Annotated in this window: 8 protein-coding genes; 4 read left to right on the top strand and 4 right to left on the bottom strand. The window is 70.8% G+C overall.

Annotation, left to right across the window (positions count from 1 at the left end; translation table 11 throughout):
* Positions 1-5: 5 nt before the first annotated feature.
* The 3 genes from STROP_RS13955 to STROP_RS13945 are packed head-to-tail and all read left to right on the top strand — an operon-like array spanning position 6 to position 16,901.
* Positions 6-4,790, top strand: coding sequence for a type I polyketide synthase (locus STROP_RS13955; protein WP_148217348.1), 4,785 nt, complete (start codon positions 6-8; stop codon positions 4,788-4,790).
* A gap of 58 nt (positions 4,791-4,848) precedes the next feature.
* Positions 4,849-15,984, top strand: coding sequence for a type I polyketide synthase (locus STROP_RS13950; protein ID WP_012014001.1), 11,136 nt, complete (start codon positions 4,849-4,851; stop codon positions 15,982-15,984).
* An 11-nt stretch (positions 15,985-15,995) separates the two neighbouring features.
* Positions 15,996-16,901 carry a proline iminopeptidase-family hydrolase gene (locus tag STROP_RS13945; protein ID WP_028568359.1) on the top strand — a complete coding sequence of 302 codons (906 nt, stop codon included), beginning with the start codon at positions 15,996-15,998 and terminating at the stop codon, positions 16,899-16,901.
* 162 nt (positions 16,902-17,063) lie between these two features.
* Here the strand turns inward: STROP_RS13945 and STROP_RS13940 are convergent, their stop codons facing one another.
* A complete protein-coding gene (locus STROP_RS13940) occupies positions 17,064-17,312 on the bottom strand; it encodes an acyl carrier protein (RefSeq protein WP_012013999.1) in 249 nt (82 codons plus the stop codon).
* A gap of 158 nt (positions 17,313-17,470) precedes the next feature.
* On the opposite strand from STROP_RS13940, the gene STROP_RS13935 reads away from it, so the two are divergent.
* A complete protein-coding gene (locus STROP_RS13935; RefSeq protein ID WP_043535386.1) occupies positions 17,471-19,066 on the top strand; it encodes an AMP-binding protein in 1,596 nt (531 codons plus the stop codon).
* A 65-nt stretch (positions 19,067-19,131) separates the two neighbouring features.
* On the opposite strand, the gene STROP_RS13930 is transcribed toward STROP_RS13935, so the two are convergent.
* The 3 genes from STROP_RS13930 to STROP_RS13920 are packed head-to-tail and all read right to left on the bottom strand — an operon-like array spanning position 19,132 to position 22,903.
* On the bottom strand, positions 19,132-20,676 hold the full coding sequence (locus STROP_RS13930) for an AMP-binding protein (RefSeq protein ID WP_012013997.1): 1,545 nt from the start codon (positions 20,674-20,676) through the stop codon (positions 19,132-19,134).
* A gap of 26 nt (positions 20,677-20,702) precedes the next feature.
* On the bottom strand, positions 20,703-21,632 hold the full coding sequence (locus STROP_RS13925) for an ACP S-malonyltransferase (RefSeq protein WP_026275505.1): 930 nt from the start codon (positions 21,630-21,632) through the stop codon (positions 20,703-20,705).
* 14 nt (positions 21,633-21,646) lie between these two features.
* Positions 21,647-22,903, bottom strand: coding sequence for a pyridoxal phosphate-dependent aminotransferase (locus STROP_RS13920; RefSeq protein WP_012013995.1), 1,257 nt, complete (start codon positions 22,901-22,903; stop codon positions 21,647-21,649).
* Between the last annotated feature and the right edge of the window lie 7 nt (positions 22,904-22,910).

Genomic DNA, 22,910 nt, shown 5'->3' with positions numbered 1-22,910 from the left:
CCGCCCTGCCGGCCCCGTCCACGAATGGGTTCCTGATGTCCAACGAACAGAAGCTTCGTGACTACCTGCGGCGGGTAACGGCCGACCTGCACGAGACCAGCGAGCGGCTCCGCGACATGGAGGAGCGCGCCGCCGAGCCCATCGCCATCGTCGGTATGGGCTGCCGCTATCCGGGCGGGGTCGACTCACCCGAGGCGCTGTGGGACCTCGTTGCGGCCGGCACCGACGCCATCTCCGGCATGCCCACCGACCGGGGCTGGGATCTCGAACGGCTCTACGACCCGGACCCGGAGCACCCGGGCACCAGTTACACCCGGCACGGCGGATTCCTCCACGACGCCGCCGACTTCGACCCGACGTTCTTCGGTATCTCGCCCCGCGAGGCCGCCGAGATGGACCCGCAGCAGCGGCTGTTCCTGGAGACGTCCTGGGAGGCGTTGGAGCGGGCCGGTATCGACCCACTGGCGCTCAGGGGCAGCCCCACCGCCGTATTCGCCGGCGTCGTCTACCACGACTACCCGAACAGCTGGGGCGCCGGCAGCATCGTCTCCGGCCGGCTGTCCTACACCCTCGGCCTGGAAGGCCCGGCGGTCAGCGTCGACACCGGCTGCTCGTCCTCACTGGTCGCCCTGCATTCGGCCTGCCAGTCGCTGCGGTCCGGGGAGTCCTCGCTCGCCGTCGCCGGTGGCGTCACCGTGATCGGCACCCCCGACGCTTTCGTCGAGTTCTCCCGGCAGCGGGCGCTGTCCTTCGACGGCCGATGCAAGTCGTTCGCCGCCGCCGCCGACGGCACCGGCTGGGCCGAGGGCGCCGGTGTGGTGGTGTTGGAACGGCTCTCCGACGCCCGCCGCAACGGCCACCCCGTCCTCGCCGTCATCCGGGGCTCCGCGACCAACCAGGACGGTGCGTCCAACGGCCTCACCGCTCCCAACGGCCCCTCCCAGCGTCGGGTCATCCGGGCCGCGCTGGCCAACGCCCGGCTCGCTGCGCAGGACATCGACGCAGTCGAGGCGCACGGCACGGGCACCCGGCTCGGCGACCCGATCGAGGCGCAGGCGCTCTTCGCCACCTACGGCAAGGACCGCCCCGTCGACCGTCCGCTCTGGGTCGGCTCGCTCAAGTCCAACATCGGCCACTCACAGGCCGCCGCCGGAGTCGGCGGGGTGATCAAGATGGTGCAGGCGATGCGACACGGCGTGCTGCCCCAGACCCTGCACGTCGACCATCCCAGCGGTGAGATCGACTGGTCTCCGGGGACAGTGCGACTACTCACCGAGCCGGTCGACTGGCCGCAGACCTCCCGGGCTCGCCGCTGCGCGGTCTCCTCCTTCGGTATCAGCGGCACCAACACCCACGTCGTGTTGGAGGAGGTGCCCCCGGCCGAGGAGGACGAGCAGCCGGCCATCCCGACGGAACTGCCGTGGGTGCTCTCGGGGCACACCGACCGGGCGCTGCGCGCCCAGGCCGAACGACTGCTGTCCCACCTGGACCACGAGCAGGCCGACCTCGCCTCGGTGGGCCGTACGCTGGCCGGCCGGGCCCGACTCGACCACCGGGCTGTTGCGCTCGGCGGGGACCTGCCGCAACTGCGCGCCGCACTCGCCTCGGTCGCCGCCGGTCAGCCGTCCCCGATCGCGGTCACCGGCACCGCCGACGCCGCCGGGCGGGTCGTCTTCGTCTTCCCCGGTCAGGGCGCCCAGTGGGTTGGCATGGCCGCCGCCCTGCTGGACTCCTCGCCCGTCTTCGCCGAGCGGATGCGGCGCTGCGCCGCCGAGCTGCGCGCCTACGTCGACTGGGACCTGCTCGACGTGGTGCGCGGCGGACCCGGGGCGACCTCTCTGGAGTGGGTGGACGTCGTCCAGCCCGCCCTCTGGGCGATGCTGGTCTCCCTCGCCGCCACCTGGCGCGCGTACGGCGTCGAGCCGGACGCCGTGGTCGGTCACTCGCAGGGTGAGATCGCCGCCGCCTGCGTGGCCGGGGCGCTCTCCCTCGCTGACGGGGCGCGGGTGGTCACCCTGCGTAGCCGTGCCATCGGTGAGAAGCTGGTGGGTCACGGCGGCATGGTCTCCGTTGGGCTGCCCGCTGACCAGGTGCAGGAACGGATCGCCCGGTGGGCGGGTGACATCTCCCTCGCCGTGGTCAACGGCACCGGTTCGGTCGTGGTCTCCGGCACCCCGCAGGCGCTGCGTGACCTCGTCGCCGCGCTCACCGAGGAGGGGGTGCGGGTCAAGCAGGTGGCCGTCGACTACGCCTCCCACTCGGCGCAGGTGGAGGCGCTGGAACACCGGCTGCTGGAGGACCTGGCCGCGATCAACCCGCGTACCGGGACGATCCGGATGCTCTCCACCGTTACCGGCGACTGGATCGACACGGCCACCCTCGACGCCCGCTACTGGTACGAGAACCTGCGGAACACTGTCCGGTTCGACCCGGCGATCCGTTCGCTCGCCGAACAGGGCTGGACCGCGTACGTGGAGGTCAGCCCGCATCCCGTGCTCGGCATGGGGATGCAGGAGACGCTGGAGTCGACGGACCGCCCGGTGGTGGTCACCGGCACCCTGCGACGCGACGACGGCGGCCTGGACCGGTTGCTCACCTCGCTGGCCGAGCTGCACGTGCGCGGCGTCGACGTGGACTGGACCACCGCCCTGCCGGGCACCCGCCGGGCGGAGCTGCCCACCTACGCCTTCCAACACCAGCGCTACTGGATCGAGCCGACCGTCGCCGCCCCGACCGCCGCCGGAACCGATGCCGGATTCTGGGACGCCGTCGAACGCGCCGATGTTGATGCCCTCGCCGATGGTCTCGGCGTCGACGCCGAGACCGTCAGCGAGGTGCTGCCCGGCCTGACGTCCTGGCGGTCCCGGCAGAACGCGTCCGCCACGGTGGACGGCTGGCGGTATCGGGTGGTGTGGCGCTCGACGGATTTGCCCGTTGGCGGGGAGCTGTCCGGTGCCTGGTGGGTCGTGGTCCCGGTGACGTTGGCCGGCGACGCGCGGGTACGGGCGGTCATCGAGGGGCTGGCCGCGCGTGGTGCCGAGGTGGTCATGGTTGTTGGTGTTGATCTGCCGGTTGGGGACATTCCGGCGGGGGTGGTGTCCCTGCTCGCCCTCGATGACAGTCGGGACGACACTGGTGTCGGGCTCTCCGCTGGTGTTGTCGACACGGTGAGGCTGATTCAGGCGCTCGCTGTCACCGGCCGTATGGGGCGAGTCTGGTGCGTCACCTCTGGTGGTGTGGCGATTGATCGGTTCGAGCCGGTCATCGATCTCGCGCAGGGTGCGTTGTGGGGTTTGGGTACGGTGCTTTCCCTTGACTATCCCGACTGGTGGGGTGGCTTGGTTGATCTGCCTGTGGACTGGACTGATGCTCATGTTGAGCGGTTCGTCGACGTGCTTGCGGATGGGGGTGAGGATCAGGTTGCCGTCCGTACGGTCGGAGTGTTGGCCCGGCGGATGGTCCGTTGGCCGGCTGTCGGCACGTCCGAACGGCGCTGGCGACCGAGCGGCACTGTTCTGGTGACTGGTGGCACTGGTGGTGTTGGTGAGCATGTCACGGAGTGGTTGCTCGCTGGTGGTGCGGATCGGGTGGTGTTGGCCAGCCGGCGGGGATTGGACGCTCCGGGTGCGGCCGACCTGGTGGCCCGGCACCGCGGTGTTGATGTCGTCGTCTGTGATGTGGCTGATCGTGATGCGGTGGCTGCGTTGCTGGCTGATCTGGGTGATGACCTGACCGCGGTTTTCCATGCTGCTGGGGTGTTGCGTCCGGAGGTGCCGTTGGGTGAGACCGGTCTCGACGACTTCGCTGATGTGTGTCGGGCCAAGGTGTTGGGTGCGGTGCATCTGGACGCGTTGCTGGCCGACCGGCCGTTGGAGGCGTTCGTGTTGTTCTCCTCCGGGGCGGCGGTGTGGGGCAGTGCCGGGCAGGCCGGTTACGCCACCGCGAATGCGTACCTCGACGCGTTGGCCCATCGGCGGCGGACCCGCGGCGTGGTCGCCACCTCCGTTGCCTGGGGCAGCTGGGGCGGCGGCATGGCCGGCGGCGAGGTCGGCGCGCACCTCGACCGGCTTGGTGTCGGCGTCATGGACCCCCGACTCGCTGTCGACGCGCTCGGGCAGGCCCTCGACCACGATGAGAGTCACCTCGTCGTCGCCGACATCGACTGGGCCCGGTTCGCCCCGATCTACACCCTGGCCCGGCCACGGCCGCTGCTCACCGCGCTCCCCGACGCCGCACCCGAGGCCACCGAATCCACCGACACGCCGTCGTCCTCGGCCCTCGCCGACCGGCTCGCCGCGTTGCCCGAGGCCGAGCAGCGCGCCCTACTGCTCGATACGGTCCGCACAAACGTGGCCGCTGTCCTGGGATACGGCGACGCGGACTCGGTGGAACCGCGGCGCGCCTTCAAGGACCTCGGCATGGACTCGGTGACGGCCGTGGAGTTGCGCAACCGGCTCAGCGCCGCCACCGGCCTCCGGCTCTCCGCAACCCTGGTCTTCGACCACCCGACCCCGCTCGCCCTCGCCGACCAGCTCCGCGCCGAACTCGGGTACACCGGCGACACCGCCGGCGGCCTGCTCGCCGAGCTGGACCGGCTCGAGGCCACCGTCGCCGGCCTCCCGCCGGAGGAGATCGAGCGGAACCGGGTGACCGCCCGGCTCCAGTCGTTGCTGGCGAAGCTCAACGAAACCCTCAGCACCACCGCGGGCGCCACCCTGGTCGACCGCCTCGAAACGGCCTCCGCCGACGACGTGTTCAACCTGATCGACAAGGAACTCGGGATGACCTGAGCCGCCACCGCGCTCCCCCGGAACGTGTCCCGCTGGCAACGAGTTTGGTGAGGTTCAGATGGCGAACGAAGAGAAGCTCCTCGACTATCTGAAGCGGGTTACTGCCGATCTGCACCGCACCCGGGAACGGCTGCGCGAGGTCGAGTCGCAGGAGCAGGACCCGATCGCGATCATCGGGATGGCCTGCCGCTACCCGGGCGGGGTCAGTTCGCCCGAGGATCTGTGGCGGCTGGTCGCCGACGGCGTCGACGCCATCGGTGACTTCCCGACCGACCGGGGCTGGGACACCGCAGCTCTCTACGACGCCGACCCGGACGCCGCCGGCAGCAGCTACGTCCGGCAGGGCGGCTTCGTCCACGACGCCGCCAAGTTCGACGCCGAGTTCTTCGGCATCTCGCCCCGCGAGGCATTGGCCATGGACCCGCAGCAGCGGCTGGTGCTGGAGTCGAGTTGGGAGGCGTGTGAGCGGGCCGGCATCAACCCCGACTCGCTACGCGGCGGCCCTGTCGGCGTCTTCGTCGGCTGCGGCGGCCAGGACTACTGGGACCGGCTCACGGTGCTGCCCGAACCCGTCGAGGCGTACATGAGCACCGGCAGCGCCGGTGCGGTCATCTCCGGGCGGGTTGCGTACAGCCTCGGGCTGGAGGGGCCAGCCGTCACCGTCAACACCGCGTGCTCGTCGTCGCTGGTCGCCCTGCACCTGGCCGCGCACGCGCTGCGTCAGCGGGAGTGCGGCCTGGCGCTGGCCGGCGGCGTCACCGTCATGTCGACCCCTGGCGCGTTCGTCGCCTTCAGCCGGCAGCGTGGCCTGGCCTCCGACGGCCGCTGCAAGCCCTTCTCCGATGACGCCGATGGTACCGGCTGGGGTGAGGGAGTCGGCATGCTGCTGCTGGAACGCCTCTCCGACGCCCAGCGCAACGGCCACCCGGTGCTCGCCGTCATCCGCGGTTCGGCGATCAACCAGGACGGCGCGTCCAACGGCCTGACCGCTCCGAACGGGGTGGCCCAGCAGCGAGTCATTCGTCAAGCCCTCGCCAACGCCGGGCTCGCCTCGACCGACGTCGACCTGATCGAGGCGCACGGTACCGGCACCACCCTCGGCGACCCGATCGAGGCGGAGGCGCTGATCGCCACGTATGGCCACGACCGGCCGGCGGACCGGCCCCTCTGGTTGGGCTCGGTGAAGTCCAACATCGGCCACGCCCAGGCCGCCGCCGCCGTCAGCGGCGTGATCAAGATGGTGATGGCGCTGCGCAACGGCGTGCTGCCCAAGAGCCTGCACGTCTCGGAACCCTCCTCGCACGTCGACTGGTCGGCCGGCGCGGTGCACCTGCTCACCGAGGCGCGGCAGTGGCCGGACCACGGCCAACCGCGCCGGGGCGGGGTGTCGTCGTTCGGTGTGAGCGGCACCAACGGGCACGTGATCCTGGAGCAGGCTCCGTTGGTTGGTGACGAGGAGTCGGTGGGGTTGGTGGAGGTGGTGGATCCGCCGGTGGTGTTGTGGCCTGTGTCGGGGCGTTCGTTGGAGGGGCTTGCTGGTCAGGCGGGTCGTGTGGCGGGGTTTTGTGGTGGGGTTGGTGTGCGTGCGGTGGATGTGGGGTTGTCGTTGGGTGTGGGTCGGGCGGGGTTGGAGTTTCGGGGTGTGGCGGTGGGTCGGGAGGTGTCGGAGCTTTCTGCTGGTTTGGAGGTGGTGGCTGCTGGTGGTGGTGTGTCGGGGCGGGTGAGTTCGGGTCGTACTGCTGTTTTGTTTTCGGGTCAGGGTGCGCAGTGGGTGGGGATGGGTCGGGAGTTGGCGGGGGCGTTTCCGGTGTTTGCGGGGGCGTTGGCGGAGGTGTGTGGGGTGTTTGGGCCGTTGTTGGGGGGTGATTTGCGGGAGGTGATGTTTGTTGATGGTGGTGGTGTTCTTGATCGGACGGGGTGGGCGCAGCCGGCGTTGTTTGCGGTGGAGGTGGCGTTGTTTCGGTTGGCGGAGTCGTGGGGTTTGGTGCCGGATTTTGTGGTGGGTCATTCGGTTGGTGAGTTGGTGGCGGCGTATGTGTCTGGGGTGTGGTCGTTGGAGGATGCGTGTCGGGTGGTGGCGGCTCGGGGTGGGTTGATGGAGGGGTTGCCGGGTGGGGCGATGTTGGCGGTGGGTGGGTCGGTGGGGGAGTTGGAGCTTGGTGGTGTGGATGTGGCGGCGGTGAATGGTCCTCGGTCGGTGGTGGTGTCGGGGACGGAGGAGGAGATTGCGGGGTTGGAGGGGTCGTTGGGGGTGTGGACGCGGCGGTTGCGGGTGTCGCATGCGTTTCATTCGCGGTTGATGGATCCGATGGTGGCGGATTTTGGGCGGGTTGTGGGTGGGGTGCGGGGGCGTGTGGGGGGTGTGGCGGTGGTGTCGACGGTTACGGGTGAGGTGGTGACGGATGAGGTGTTGGGGTCGGTGGGGTATTGGCAGGGGCAGGTGCGGGGGACGGTGCGGTTTGCGGATGCGGTGGCGACGTTGGTGGAGCGTGGGGTGACGCGGTTTGTGGAGGTTGGTCCGGACAGTGTGTTGACGGGGTTGGTGGCGGAGTGTGTGCCGGAGGCGGCGGTGGTGGTGGGGTTGCAGCGGCGTGGTGGTGATCAGGTGCGGGCGTTTGCGGCGGGGATGGGGCGGGTGTGGGCTGCTGGTGTTGATCTGGATTGGGCTGCGGTGCATCCGGGTGGGCGGCAGGTTGATTTGCCGACGTATGCCTTCCAACACCAGCACTACTGGATCGACGCTCCGGCCGACCCGGGCGATGCCACCGCGATGGGCCTGGACTCCGCCGACCACCCGCTGCTCGGCGCGGCGGTCACCCTCGCCAACGCCGACAGCGCTGTCCTCACCGGCCGGCTCTCCCTCGACCGGCACCCCTGGCTCGCCGACCACGTCGTCGACGGCGCGGTGGTCTTCCCCGGCACCGGCTACGTCGAGCTCGCCCTGCACGCCGGTGCCCAGGTCGGCGCCGAAACCGTCGATGAGTTGACCATTGAGACCCCGCTGGTGCTGCCCGAACGCGGCGCCGTCCAACTCCAGGTCGTCGTCGGCGCCGCCGACGCCGGCCAGGCCCGCTCCATCCAGGTGTACGCCCGCAGCGCCGACACCGACGCCCGGTGGACCCGGCACGCCAGCGGCCTGCTCACCACCGGCCGCCGTAGCACCGGAACCGTCCTTACCGAATGGCCGCCCACTGGCGCCGAACCGGTAACCACCGACGACCTTTACCACCACCTCGCCACCGGTGGCCTGGTCTACGGCCCGGTCTTCCAGGGGCTGCGCCGGGTGTGGCGACGCGACGACGAGTTCTACGCCGAGGTGAGCCTTCCCGAGGACGTGGAGGCCGACGGTTTCGGCCTGCACCCCGCGGTGCTCGACGCCGGCCTGCACGCCCTCGGCCTCGCCGACGGTGACACCTTCCGCGGGCTGCCGTTCGCCTGGTCGGGCATCACCCTGCACGCCACCGGCGCGGCGGGTGTACGGATCCGGCTCACCCCGGTCGGCTCCGGGGTCCGGGTGGCGGTCGCCGACGGGGTCGGCGCACCCGTCGCCACGGTCGACTCGCTGGTCCTGCGGCCCGTCCAGGCACACCGGGCCGGCGCCATCGCAGATGCGCTGTTCGACCTCGCCTGGCAGGAGATCGGTACGCCCACGGTGGTGACCGACCCCGACTGGGCCTACCACTCGGCCGCCCGGCCGGAACTCGCCCCCACCGGCACCGCCCAGGCAGTGCCCAGCGCCGACCCGCTCGCCCGGGACGGAGCGACCGCCGCCGCACTGCTGGTGCTGACCGCCGGACTCGGCGCGGACGTCGCCGGACCGCAAGCGGTGCACGACGAGGTGAATCGCGTGCTCGGCCTGGTGCAGGAGTGGCTGGCCGGCCCGAACACCCACCGGCTGGCGGTGCTCACCCGGGGTGCGGTCGGTGATGATGTGACCGATCTGGCGGGTGCGGCGGTGTGGGGTCTGCTGCGTTCGGCGCAGGCGGAGAATCCGGACCGCTTCCTTCTTGTTGACGCTGACACTGATCAGCTTTCTGACGTGCTCTCGCTCGCGTTGGCCGCGGGTGAACCGCAGGTACGGGTCCGTGGTGGGGTGGTTTCGGTTCCTCGGCTTGTCCGTCAGGCTGTTGCGTCGTCTAGCGTGGATGCTTCGCTTTTCGGTACGGGTGTGGTGTTGGTTACCGGTGCGACGGGTGCGTTGGGGTCGGTGGTGGCTCGGCATTTGGTGGCGGCGCATGGGGTGCGGCGTTTGCTGTTGTTGTCGCGTAGCGGTATGGCTGCCTCGGGTGCGGCGGATCTGGTGGCGGAGCTGTCGGCGGCTGGCGCGCGGGTCGAGCTGGCCGCTTGTGACGTGGCTGACCGTGTGCAGCTGGCTGCTGTTCTGGCGGGTGCGTCGGATCTGTCGGCGGTGGTGCACACGGCGGGTGTGCTGGATGACGGTGTGGTGTCGTCGTTGTCGGCGGCTCGGGTGTCGGGGGTGTTGCGTCCGAAGGTGGACGCGGCGTGGTTGTTGGACGAGTTGACCCGGGACCGGGAGTTGTCGGCGTTCGTGTTGTTCTCCTCGATGTCTGGCGTGTTGGGCGCGCCGGGGCAGGGTAACTACGCGGCGGCTAACGCTTTCCTGGACGCGTTGGCCGTGACGCGTCGTCGGGCGGGTTTGCCTGGTGTGTCGTTGGCGTGGGGGCTGTGGGGTCAGGGCTCGGCGATGACCGAGAAACTGTCTGATGTGGACCGCGAGCGGATGGCGCGCGGCGGGGTACTGCCGCTGACGACCGAGGAGGGGCTCGCCCTGCTCGACGCCGCCGTCGCCGGCGAGCAGGCCACGCTCATTCCGGCCCGGCTCGACGTGACGGCCCTGCGTACCCTCGGCGACCACCTGCCGCCGGTGCTGCGCGGTCTGACCGGCCCGACCCGGCGCGCCGTCGCCACCGCCGCGACCGCCGACCGGCCGCAGAGCGACTGGCTGGCCGCCCTACCGGAGAACGAGCGGACCGACGCCGTCCGGCACCTGGTCAACACCCACGTCGCCGCCGTGCTCGGCCTCTCCGGGCCGGACGCGGTCGAGGCGGAGCGGACCTTCCAGAGCCTCGGCTTCGACTCCCTCACCGCGGTCGAGCTGCGCAACGCGCTCTCCACGGCCGCCGGCCTGCGGCTGCCCGCCACCCTGATCTTCGACTACCCGACACCGCTCGCCCTTACCGAACTCCTGCACCGCGACCTGACCGGTGCTCTCGACGTACCGCAGATCCGGCAGACCGTCACCACCACGGCCGGTATCGACGAGCCGGTGGCGATCGTGGGGATGGCCTGCCGGTATCCCGGTGGTGTTTCGTCGCCGGAGGACTTGTGGCGGCTGGTCGCTGAGGGTGTCGATGCCATCGATGGTTTTCCTGTCGATCGGGGTTGGGATCTCGACCGCCTCTATGACCCGTCGGGCAGCCGTCCCGACACCAGCTATGCCGCCGAGGGGGGCTTCCTGCCGGGTGCGGGCGAGTTCGATCCGGTCTTTTTCGGTATTTCACCTCGTGAGGCCGTGTTGATGGACCCGCAGCAGCGTCAATTGTTGGAGGTGTCGTGGGAGGCGTTCGAGCGGGCTGGTATTGATCCTGCTTCGGTGCGGGGTTCGGCTACCGGTGTGTTTGCTGGTGTGATGTATCACGACTACGTGTCGGGGCACAGTGCTGGCAGTGTTGTTTCTGGTCGTATCTCGTACACGTTTGGGTTGGAGGGCCCGGCGGTGTCGGTTGATACGGCGTGTTCGTCGTCGTTGGTGGCGATGCATTTGGCGGGTCAGGCGTTGCGGTCGGGGGAGTGTGATTTGGCGTTGGCTGGTGGGGTGACGGTGATGGCGACGCCGGAGACGTTTGTGGAGTTTTCGCGGCAGCGGGGGTTGGCGCCCGATGGTCGGTGTAAGCCGTTTGCGGCGGGTGCTGATGGGACGGGTTGGTCTGAGGGTGTTGGTGTGTTGGTGTTGGAGCGGTTGTCGGATGCTCGCCGGAATGGTCATCGGGTGTATGGGGTGGTGCGGGGTTCGGCGGTGAATCAGGATGGTGCGTCGAATGGTTTGACGGCTCCGAATGGGCCGGCGCAGCAGCGGGTGATTCGGCAGGCGTTGGGTAATGCGGGGGTGTCGGCGGCTGAGGTTGATGTGGTGGAGGCGCATGGTACGGGTACGACGTTGGGTGATCCGATTGAGGCGCAGGCGATTGTGGCGACGTATGGGCGGGATCGGGATCGGCCGTTGTGGTTGGGTTCGGTGAAGTCGAATATTGGGCACACGCAGGCGGCGGCGGGTGTGGCTGGTGTGATCAAGATGGTGATGGCGATGGAGCACGGGATGGTGCCGCGCACGTTGCATGTGGATGAGCCCACGCCGCACGTGGACTGGAGCGCCGGTGATGTGCGCCTGGCTATCGATCCGGTCGAGTGGCCGGCGGTGGATCGGCCGCGTCGGGCTGGGGTGTCGTCGTTTGGTATCAGTGGGACCAATGCTCATGTGGTGTTGGAGCAGGCTCCGTTGGTTGGTGACGAGGAGTCGGTGGGGTTGGTGGAGGTGGTGGATCCGCCGGTGGTGTTGTGGCCTGTGTCGGGGCGTTCGTTGGAGGGGCTTGCTGGTCAGGCGGGTCGTGTGGCGGGGTTTTGTGGTGGGGTTGGTGTGCGTGCGGTGGATGTGGGGTTGTCGTTGGGTGTGGGTCGGGCGGGGTTGGAGTTTCGGGGTGTGGCGGTGGGTCGGGAGGTGTCGGAGCTTTCTGCTGGTTTGGAGGTGGTGGCTGCTGGTGGTGGTGTGTCGGGGCGGGTGAGTTCGGGTCGTACTGCTGTTTTGTTTTCGGGTCAGGGTGCGCAGTGGGTGGGGATGGGTCGGGAGTTGGCGGGGGCGTTTCCGGTGTTTGCGGGGGCGTTGGCGGAGGTGTGTGGGGTGTTTGGGCCGTTGTTGGGGGGTGATTTGCGGGAGGTGATGTTTGTTGATGGTGGTGGTGTTCTTGATCGGACGGGGTGGGCGCAGCCGGCGTTGTTTGCGGTGGAGGTGGCGTTGTTTCGGTTGGCGGAGTCGTGGGGTTTGGTGCCGGATTTTGTGGTGGGTCATTCGGTTGGTGAGTTGGTGGCGGCGTATGTGTCTGGGGTGTGGTCGTTGGAGGATGCGTGTCGGGTGGTGGCGGCTCGGGGTGGGTTGATGGAGGGGTTGCCGGGTGGGGCGATGTTGGCGGTGGGTGGGTCGGTGGGGGAGTTGGAGCTTGGTGGTGTGGATGTGGCGGCGGTGAATGGTCCTCGGTCGGTGGTGGTGTCGGGGACGGAGGAGGAGATTGCGGGGTTGGAGGGGTCGTTGGGGGTGTGGACGCGGCGGTTGCGGGTGTCGCATGCGTTTCATTCGCGGTTGATGGATCCGATGGTGGCGGATTTTGGGCGGGTTGTGGGTGGGGTGCGGGGGCGTGTGGGGGGTGTGGCGGTGGTGTCGACGGTTACGGGTGAGGTGGTGACGGATGAGGTGTTGGGGTCGGTGGGGTATTGGCAGGGGCAGGTGCGGGGGACGGTGCGGTTTGCGGATGCGGTGGCGACGTTGGTGGAGCGTGGGGTGACGCGGTTTGTGGAGGTTGGTCCGGACAGTGTGTTGACGGGGTTGGTGGCGGAGTGTGTGCCGGAGGCGGCGGTGGTGGTGGGGTTGCAGCGGCGTGGTGGTGATCAGGTGCGGGCGTTTGCGGCGGGGATGGGGCGGGTGTGGGCTGCTGGTGTTGATCTGGATTGGGCTGTGGTGCATCCGGGTGGGCGGCAGGTTGATTTGCCGACGTATGCCTTCCAACACCAGCACTACTGGCTGCACGACACCGGAGCCGACAACGTCACCGCTGCCGGCCTGCTCGACGCCGAACACCCGCTGCTGTCAGCCGTCACCACTCTCCCCGACACCGACGGGCTTATCGCCACTGGCCGCCTGTCCCGGCGCACCCACCCGTGGCTGGCCGACCACGCGCTCGGCGAGACGGTCGTGCTGCCCGGCACCGGCCTGGTCGAACTCGCCGTCCACGCCGGTGCCCAGGTCGGCTGCGACCGGTTGGCCGAACTCGTCCTCCAGGCCCCGCTGGTCGTACCCGACGATGGCGGGATACAGGTGCAGGTCGCCGTCGGTGCGCCCGGCGCCGACGGCGCGCGGCCGGTCACCGTCTACTCCCGGCACCAGGACGAGCCGTGGACCCGGCACGCCAGCGGACTGGTCGCTCCGGCCCCGCCGACCCCGACCGCCGACCCACCGGCCCCGTGGCCACCGGCCGCCGCCACCCCCGTCGACCTCGACGGACTGTACGAGCGAATGGCCGATGTCGGCCTCGTCTACGGCCCGGTCTTCCAGGGCCTGCGGGCCGCCTGGCGACATGGCGACGAGGTGTACGCCGAGGTCGCGCTTCCCGCCGACACGACCGACGCCGACCGGTTCCACCTGCACCCGGGCCTGTTCGACGCGGCCCTGCACGCCATCGGCCTCAGCCGGGGCGAGGGCACGTCCGCCGTCCCGTTCTCCTGGACCGGGGTGACCGTCCACGCCACCGGCGCCGTCGCTCTCCGGGTTACCGTCACTCCCACCGGGCCCGAGCAGGTCGCCCTCACCCTGGCCGACGAGTCCGGCGCAACCGTCGCCCGGGTTGATTCCCTGGTGCTGAGGGAGATCGACGCCAGTCAGCTCGTCGCCGCTCGCGGCGCCCGGCAGGAGCACCTGTATCGGGTCGACTGGACCCCGGTTCCGCTGCCCACCACCCGGGCAACCGGCCGCTGGGCGCTCATCGGTGCCGACGAGTTCAAGGTGGCCGCCGCGCTCGACACGGTCGGGCTGGCCGCCGAGGCCCACCCCGGCCTCGACGCCCTCACCGCCGCCCTGGACGCGGGCGCCGCCGCACCGGACGTGCTGGTCGCCAGCGTCCAACCCGACTGCCATGACCTCGCGGCCGGTGCCCGGCAGACCACCGGGCACCTCCTCGCCCTGCTACAGACGTGGCTCGTCGACGAGCGGCTGGCGTCGTCCCGACTGATGATCCTCACCCACGGCGCGCAGGGCACGACGGTCACCGAGCCGGCCGCCGCGGCGGCCTGGGGGCTCGCCCGCTCCGCCCAGTCGGAGAACCCGGGCCGGATCGTTCTGGTCGACCTCGACGACCACGACGAGTCGGCACTGGCCCTTCCGGCCGTGCTGGCCGGCGGCGAACCGCAACTGGTCCTCCGCGAGGGCGTCGCTCACGCCGCCCGGCTGGTGACCGCCGGCGACCCCGACGGCACCTCCGGCAGCACCCTCACCGCCGACGGCACCGTCCTGCTCACCGGCGCCGGTGGCACCCTCGGCCGGTTCGTCGCCCGGCACCTGGTCGAGACACACGGGGTGCGGCACCTGCTGCTGGCCAGCCGGCGCGGGCCCGACGCGGACGGCATGGCCGCGCTGCGCGCCGACCTCACCGCGCGCGGTGCCGAGGTCACCGTCGCCGCGTGCGACCTGGCCGACCGGGACGCGGTCGCCGCGCTGCTCGCCGGGGTGTCCGCCGACCACCCGCTGACCGGGGTGGTGCACGCCGCCGGGCTGCTCGACGACGGAACCATCCCCTCGCTGACCCGGGAACGCCTCGACGCGGTGCTCCGTCCCAAGGTCGACGCCGCCACCCACCTGCACGAGCTGACCCGCGACGCAGACCTCACCGCGTTCGTGCTCTTCTCCTCGGCGGCCGGCGTGCTCGGCGGGCCAGGCCAGGGCAACTACGCGGCGGCGAACGCCTTCCTCGACGCGCTCGCGAACGCCCGTCGGGCGGCCGGGCTTCCCGCCCAGTCCCTCGCCTGGGGGCCGTGGGCCGGCGGCGGCATGGCCGACAACCTCGGCGGCACCGACCGGGCCCGGATGTCCCGGGGCGGGGTGCTGTCGATGTCCAGCGAGGAGGGGCTGGACCTGCTCGACGCGGCCTTGTCCCGTACCGACGCGGTGCTCGTGCCGGTCAAGGCTGACCTGCGTGCCCCGGCGGCGGGAGAGGTACCGCCGATCCTCCGCGCGCTCGTCAGCCCGGCCCGGCGGAGTGCGTCCGGCCCGACCCGGCCTGACCCGGCGGCGCTGCGGCGTACCCTCGCCGGGCTCGACGCCGACGGCCAAGGGGCGCTGCTGCGTGACCTGGTCCGGACGCGGGCCGCGACGGTGCTCGGCCACACCCGACCCGACGACGTCGACCCGGCGCTGCGCTTCGTCGAACTCGGCTTCGACTCGCTCACCGCGATGGAGCTGCGCAACGCCCTCAACGAGGTCACGGGGCTGCGGCTGGACACCGGCGTGGTCTTCGACCACGGCAGCATCGCCGAACTCGCCGCGCTGCTACGCACCGAGTTGGCTGCCCCGCCGGCCGAGGAGGACACCGGCCCGACCGACGCCGCCGACACCATGAGCGCGTTGTTCCGTAGCGCGGTCAAGGGTGGCCGGGTGCAGCAGGGCCTGTCCCTGCTGCACGCGGTCGCCGACATCCGGCCCACCTTCGACGGGCCGCCCGACCTGCCGGAGATCCCTGCCCCTCGCCGACTCGCCCGTGGCGACCAGGGGCCGGCGATCGTCTGCCTTCCCTCGCCGATGGCGCTCGGCGGCGATCAGCAGTACGCCCGGTTCACCGCCGAGTTCGGTGGCACCCGCGACGTGTGGACCCTGCCGGTGCCGGGCTTCGGCCGCGACGAGAGCCTGCCCGCCTCGTCCGACGCGGCGGTGCGGGTATTCGCCGAGATGGTCCGCCCGATCGCCGAGCAGGGGCCGTACGTCATCGTCGGCTACTCCTCGGGCGGGCTGTTCGCCCACGCCACCGCCGGTGAGCTGGAGCGGCAGGGTCACGGCCCGACCGGGGTGGTGCTGCTGGACACGTACCTGACCACCGGCAGCACCACAGCGACCTTCTTTACCCACATGCTCGACTCGTTGCTGGACCGGGAGGCCACCTTCGGCGAGTTCAGCAGCGCCCGGCTGTCGGCGATGGGTCGCTACATCCGGTTGCTGGAGAGCTGCCCGATCGACTCGATCGGTACGCCGGTGCTCTTCGTCCGGCCGCAGGAGTCCATCGTGGCCGGCGACGACGACGGGTGGCGGGCCACCTGGGAAACCCCACACACGCTCCGGGAGGTTCCCGGCAACCACTTCACCATGATGGAGGGGCAGGTCGGTGCGACGGCCAGCGTGGTCCGGGACTGGATCTCGCAGTGACGACAACTGGAGTGGACGCCATGACACTGGCACCGACCGACAAGGGCATCGTGGAGTTCGGCGACCATCGAACGTGGTACCGCGTGACGGGCCGGCTGCACGAGGGTCAGCCGCCGCTCGTCGTGCTGCACGGCGGCCCGGGCAGCACCCACGACTACCTGCTCAGCCTGGCCGAGCTGAGCCACTCCGGTCGCCCGGTGGTGCACTACGACCAGCTCGGTAACGGCGGCTCCACCCATCTGCGGGACCGTGGCGCCGACTTTTGGACGGTGGAGCTGTTCCTGGCCGAGCTGGACAACCTCCTGCGCCGGCTCGGCGTCACCGACGAGTACGTCCTGCTCGGGCAGTCCTGGGGTGGGGTCCTGGCGGCGGCCCACGCGGTGGACCGACCCGCCGGGCTGCGCGGCCTGGTGATCGCCAACGCGCCCGCGTCGTACCCGCTGTGGCTGTCCGAGCTGGACGTGCTGCGGGCCGCGTTGCCCCCCGGCGTGGACGCGACACTGCGTCGACACGAGGCCGCCGGCACCACCGACAGCCCCGCCTACGTGGCCGCGATGATGGTCTTCTACCAGCGGCACGTGTGCCGGCGTAAGCCGTTGCCGCCGGAGCTGATGGCCACCTTCATGGAGATCAACGGTGATCCGACCGTCTACCACTCCATGAACGGGCCGAGCGAGTTCTGCGTGACCGGGACCCTGCGCGACTACTCGCTGGTCGACCGTCTGCCGCAGATCGACGCGCCCACCCTGGTCATCAGCGGCGAGCACGACGAGGTCACCCCGGCCGCCGTGCGCCCCTTCCACGATCTCGTCCCCGGTGCTCGCTGGGAGATCGTCGATGGGGCCAGTCACCTGCCTCACCTGGAGACCCCGGAGCGGTTCACCGAAATCCTCACCGAGTTTCTCGACCGGCTCTGAACTGGGTCTGGGCGCGCAGCCACACGCTGACGTCGACAGCGAGAACGCGTAGCCTCCGAGCCGAACCCGTAGCTCGTCGGGCCGGCAGGTTAGTGCGACCGGCTGAGCTGCCGAAAAGGGCCCGCGACCGAAATGGTCACGGGCCCGTTCGCGCGCCGGGCCTCACACGGAAGCACCGAGCATGTCGCGTATCGCGCTCCACAGCGTCTGCGGGGTGGCGAATGTCTCCAGTGACATCGCGTCGTCGACGAAACGTACGTTGTACTCACTTTCGAGTGTCGCCAGCAGCTCGACCATGGCAAGGGAGTCCAGACCCGAGTCATGCAGGCTGGTGCCGTCCAGCAGCGGCTCCTCCGGGTCGAGGAAGGGCAGGTGCTGGCGCAGGATGCTCTCGAACCGTTGATCCCACATGTCGGTGACTTCCTTCCGGTGCAGGGTGAGGAAAAGCTAGCAACGCCGCCGGGCATTGACGACCCGACAATCTCGCGCCCGCGGAGGGTCGACGTTAGGGGTCGTTAGGGGTGTTGATGTGGGTGGGACGCGCTTATGGTCGCCGATACGCTCCGGCCATGAGTCGAGAGATTTTCGCGCGCACGCACGCCTCCGTGGAGACGCTGCACGAGTTCCTGTTGGCGGGCGCCCGGTTGACGCCTGACAAACCGGCCGTCATCCAGGCCGTCGGCGGCGAGACGGGCTCCCTGTCGTACCGTCAGCTCGCCCAGCGGGTCGACGGCTACGCCGCCACCCTCGACGAGTTGGGACTGGACATAGGCGACCGGGTAGTCCTGGAGTCGGACACCTCCGCAACCGCCATCGCCACCTTCCTGGCCTGCTCCTCGCTGGGGCTCACCGTCGTCCCGGTCAGCCCGGAGACACCGGCGCAGCGCCTCGCGCTGATCGCCGAGAGCACCGAGGCGGCGCTGCACCTGCAGACCGTCGACGGACGCCGGGAGGCGGTGCCCACGCCGCTGGGCACCGGCCGCTTCGGCACCGACGGCATCCAGGTCGAGCGGGCTCCAGCACCCCGATCCCGGCACCGCCGGGAGCTGGTCCCCACCGATCCCGCCTACATGATCTTCACGTCCGGCACCACCGGCCGGCCCAAGGGCGTGGTGATGAGCCACCGGGGCGTACTCGCCTTCTTCCGGGGCATGCTCCGGCACGGCATCGTCTCCGCCGAGGACCGGGTCGCCACCACCTCCCCCCTTCAGTTCGACTTCTCCCTGCTCGACATCGGCCTGGCCCTGGGCAGCGGCGCGGCCGTCGTGCCGGTGCCCCGGTCGCTGCTGCGCTGGCCGCGCCGCTTCGTGCAGTTCCTCACCGACTCGGGAACCACCCAGGTCAACGGCGTCCCGTCGATCTGGCGGGGCGTGCTGCGGCACGAGCAGGCCGGGCTGGCCGCGCTCGGCGAACAGATCCGCGGTGTGCTCTACTCCGGCGAGAACTTCCCGCTGCCCGAACTGCGCCAACTGCAACGGGCCCTGCCCCGAGCCCGGGTGGTCAACTGCTTCGGCAGCAGCGAGTCCATCGCCGCCTCCTTCACCGACGTGCCGAACCCGTTGCCCGAGGACGCGGACCGGATCTCCATTGGCCACGCCCACCCCGGTGCGGAGATGCTGCTGATCGACGAGGACGGCCGGCCGGTCGACGAGCCGGGTGTGGTCGGCCAGATCCACCTGCGCAGCGCCGCCCTGTTCAACGGCTACTGGAACGACCCGCAGGCGACCGCCGCCGCGCTGGTGCCCGACCCGCTCAACCCGGCCGCCGGGCAGGTGGTCTTCCGCACCGGCGACCTGGCCTACCGGGGGGAGGGCGGCGAGCTGTACTTCACCGGCCGGGCTGACTCGCTGGTCAAGGTACGGGGCAACCGGGTCGAACTGGGCGAGGTGGAGCGCCGGGTCCGGGAGTTCCCGGGCATCGCCGGTGCCGCCGCGCTGATGCTGTCCCAGGCGGGCAAGGATCCGGTGCTGGCCACCTTCGTGGTGCTCGACGCGGGTGTCGACGGCGTTGAGGAGATGGAGCTCGGCGCGTTCTGCCTGGAGGCGTTGCCCGACTACATGGTGCCGCAGCAGGTGCGGGTTCTCGACGAGCTGCCGGTCAACGCCAACGGCAAGATCGACCGGCGGGCCCTTGCCCGCCGCGCCGGAGAGCCCGCGCAGGGCTGAACCACCGCTCGCCGGCCCCCCGGCCGACCCTGTCAACCCTGGGGACCGGCTCGGGGGAGGGACGGTCAGGTCACGGCGGCCTCACGCGCCAGCCGGGCCCGGTCGACCTTCCGGTTGGAGTTCAGCGGGAACTCCGGCACGTGCCGGTACGAGCGGGGCAACATGCCCTTCGGCAGGGTCTGCCGCAGCTGTCGGGCCAACTGCGCCGGTGCGGTCGGCTCACCGGTGTAGAAGACCACCAGCTCGGTGCCGCCGGCGCCGGACCGAGCGACGGTGACCGCGTCCTCGATCCCGGGGCAGCCCCGCAACGCGTGCTCGATCTCGGCCAGCTCGACCCGCCAGCCGTGCACCTGCACCTGGGCATCCAGCCGACCCAGGTAGATCAACTCCTTGTTCTCCAGCCGCCGCACCCGGTCTCCGGTGCGGTACCAGCGCCGGCCGTCCCGGATCAGGAACCGGCCCTCGTCGTCGGCCGGATCGAGGTAGCCGGGGGTCAGCTGCGGGCCGGTGATCACGAGTTCACCCTCCACCTCGTCGGCCGCGCCGTCCGCGTCGAGCAGCACCCCGTCGTGCCCGTCGTGCAGGGACCCGATCGGGACGAGGCCGTTGACGCAGAGCCCCGGCGAGGTCTGCGGCGCCCAGCGATGCCCGGTGATGGTGACGGTCAGCTCGGTCGGGCCGTAGATGTTCTCCAGGGTCGACCCGGGCGCCGCCGCCTGCCAGTCCACCGCGTCGGCGGCGTGCAGCGCCTCCCCGGCGAAGAAGCTCCACCGCAGCGACGGCATCGCCGCCGGAACCAGCCGTCCGGTCCGCCGAACCAGAGTGATCGCATTGGGTGTGGAGAACCACACCGTCAGGCCCCGCTCGGCCACGAACGCCGGGACGTCCAGGTACGCCGCCGGGGGCACCGGGTGCACGCTCGCCCCCGCACCCCAGGCGCAGAAGAGGTCGAACATGGCGCAGTCGAAGTTGAGGTCGAACGACTGGGAGAAGCGGTCGTCCGGCCCGAAGTCGCACCGGCCGTCGAGCACCGAGAAGTAGTGCCGCAGGTTGCCGTGAGTGATCGGCACCCCCTTGGGGTGCCCCGTCGAACCGGAGGTGAACAGCACGTAGGCCACATCGTCGGGGTCGGCCGGGAGGGGCTCGGCCAGCGGCGTTGCCGAGGCCACCGGGAGCCGGAGACCGGCATCCCTGCCGCCCGGGTCCACCACCGGTGCCAGTACCGGCAGGCCGGAGAGCGCATCGCCCAACTCGCCCCGCACCGCCAGACCGGCGTCGTCGAGTAGCAGGGTGGACACTCCGCATGCGGTGAGCATCCGTGCGGTGCGCGTCGCCGGGAACTCCGGGTGCAGCGGTACGGCGGTCGCACCGACATACAGGGTGGCGAGCAGTCCCGCGTACGACTCCAGGGTCTTGCCGGCCAGGATGCCGACCACCCGGGGCGGCCCGTCCGGGCCGGCAGCCAGTGACCCCGCCCAGCGCAGCGCGGTGGCGTGCAGTTCCTCGTAGCTGACCGGGCCGGACGGCAGGTGCAGGGCGGTGGCCCGGGGCGCGGCGGCCAGCCCCTGCAGGAAGCGCCCGTGCAGGGCGTGGTCGGTGTGCTGGGTCATCCTCGTCCTCCGTGCTCGACCGGCCGTCACACGGCCACGGTGCGGCGGATCGGTGACATCGCCCGCCGAGGGTCCACGATGGTGGTCTGGAAGTTGCGGACGGTCGCCCCCACCCGGCCCCACAACCGATCAGGTCCGCAGACGTGCACCGTCTCCACGCCCCGTCGTTGGAACGTGCCAACCACCTCCGGCCAGCGCACCGGTGTGACGATGCCGTCGAGCAGCATGGCCCGCACCCCGTCGGCGGTGTCCCGCACCGTGCCGTCCTGGTCGGCGACGACCGGGATCTGCGGGTCGGTGAAGTGCAACGACCCGAACAGTTCCGCCTCCACCCGGTCGCGCAGCGGCTGGAACGCGGTGGCGTGCAGTGGCGGATCCATGACGTACAGCGGCAGCCCACCGCCGGCGCGCAGCCGCTGCGCCAACCAGTCGGTGCGCCCCTCGTGCAGCGTCACCATCCAGAAGTCGGTGTCCACGTAGCAGGAGATCTCGTACCACTCACCGGCCTCGTCCAACTCGCCCAGGATGTCCCGCAGTCGATCCTGCGGGGTACGGACGAAGGACATCGTCACCACGCCCCGCTGTTCCGTCGCGAAGTACTCCGTCTCGATCCGGGACAGTTGCGCGGTCATCCGTACCGCCTCGGCGAAGTCCAGCGCGCCGCTGTACACGGCGGCGGCCTTGCCGCCGAAGCTGGGCCCGGCGACCAGGCCCGGCCGCAGGTCCATCACCCGCTCCGCCCAGCGGGCCAACGCCACACAGTTGACCAGGAAGGCCACCTGGGCGTACTCGGAGTAGTCGCTGTCGCTGTCCCGGTACCGGGCGAACAGGTCGTAGTCCAGGGCGTCGCTCGCGGTGGCGAGCAGGTCGCGGGCGTCCCGGTCGACGAGCATGAACCTCGCGACGTCGGTGAACTCGCACGGACCCATCCCGGGGAAGACGATGGCGCTGGTCATCTCTGGCGTCCTTGTCATCGGGGGAGCTTGGCGAGGGCCCGCTCGATGTGGGCCAGCGCGTCGGCGACGTGCGGCACGGTGAGCGGGTCGGCGGCGTCCTGGGTCTGCCGCTGCTGCTGCGGGGTGGCGCCGTAGAGCATGCTGGTCGCGGCGCGGAAGCGCAGCGCGTCGGGTTGGTCGCCGAAGTGGTGGCCGGAGAGCACCGCGACCCCCAGTTCCTCCAGCAGGTGGCGCTGCAGTGTCGCGCCGTCGGTGACGCCCTGCTCCGCCAGCGGGCCCCGGAGCGGTGCGAAGTCCGGGTAGACGTAGAACGCGCCGGTCGGCTGCCGGCAGGTCGCGCCCGCATCCACCATGATCTGGTGCACGGCGCCGGCCACGGTGCCGTGCAGTGCGACGTCCGCCGTCAGCCGCTCGCGGATCTCCGGCGGCTCGGCGAAGGCGTACCGGGCCACCGACTGCATCGGGCCGGCCAGGGTGGACCAGATCTCGCTGGCCACCGCGGCGACGTCCGCGCGGATCCGCTCGCCCCACCCGCCGGCCGGGAACCGGGCCGCCCCGATCCGCCAGCCGCCGAGCGCCAGGTTTTTGCTCAGCCCGGTGATCACCACCGTCCGCCGGGGCGCGACCTCCGCCGGACTGAGCAGGTCCGCCCCCGGCTCGTGCAGGATGTCTCGGTAGATCTCGTCCGAGACGATCAGTAGGTCCTCCTCCTCGGCGATCGCGCACAGGTCCCGGACCACCTCGTCCGGGGCGTGGGTGCCCGTCGGATTGTCCGGCGAGGTGAGCACGAGGATTCGGGGGTCCTGGCCGAGCCCCCGGGCGTCGCGGACCGTCTCCCGCAGCGCTGCCGGGTCGGGCACTCCGCCACAGGACCTCGGGATCGGCACCCCCCACACCTTCTTGCCGGCCAGCCGGGCCTGCGGGGCGTAGGTGACCCAGCTGGGCAGAGCGACCAGGGTGCCACCGCCGACGACCAGTTGCAGGGCCATCAGCAGCGGTTTACTGCCCGGCGCGACGATCACCTGGTTGGCTTCCGTGGGCAGGCGGCGTCGGGAGAAGTAGCCGGCCACGGCGTCCCGGGTGGCCGGGTCGCCGACCACCGGCCCGTACGCGTTGCGGTCTGCGGCCTCGGTCAGCTGTCGCACCAGCGGCGGAAAGACCGGCAGGCGGGACTCGCCGAAACCGAGGTGCACGATGGACTCGCCCCTGGCGATCCGCTGCGCGACCAGCTGGTCGAGTGCGAGATTGGGCGAGATCCTGCGGCCGGCCATCGCCAGC

The sequence above is a fragment of the Salinispora tropica CNB-440 genome (genome assembly GCF_000016425.1).
Classification (GTDB): Bacteria; Actinomycetota; Actinomycetes; order Mycobacteriales; family Micromonosporaceae; genus Micromonospora; species Micromonospora tropica.
Note: the sequence above shows the minus strand (reverse complement) of the source record. Positions and strands in the feature narration are given on the sequence as shown.

Excerpts from the sequence above, each read along its gene's own strand:
- STROP_RS13935 (WP_043535386.1), top strand. The coding sequence starts at position 17,471 with ATGAGTCGAGAGATTTTCGCGCGCACGCACGCCTCCGTGGAGACGCTG.
- STROP_RS13925 (WP_026275505.1), bottom strand. The coding sequence starts at position 21,632 with ATGACCAGCGCCATCGTCTTCCCCGGGATGGGTCCGTGCGAGTTCACC.
- STROP_RS13940 (WP_012013999.1), bottom strand. The coding sequence starts at position 17,312 with ATGTGGGATCAACGGTTCGAGAGCATCCTGCGCCAGCACCTGCCCTTC.
- STROP_RS13930 (WP_012013997.1), bottom strand. The coding sequence starts at position 20,676 with ATGACCCAGCACACCGACCACGCCCTGCACGGGCGCTTCCTGCAGGGG.
- STROP_RS13950 (WP_012014001.1), top strand. The coding sequence starts at position 4,849 with ATGGCGAACGAAGAGAAGCTCCTCGACTATCTGAAGCGGGTTACTGCC.
- STROP_RS13920 (WP_012013995.1), bottom strand. The coding sequence starts at position 22,903 with ATGGCCGGCCGCAGGATCTCGCCCAATCTCGCACTCGACCAGCTGGTC.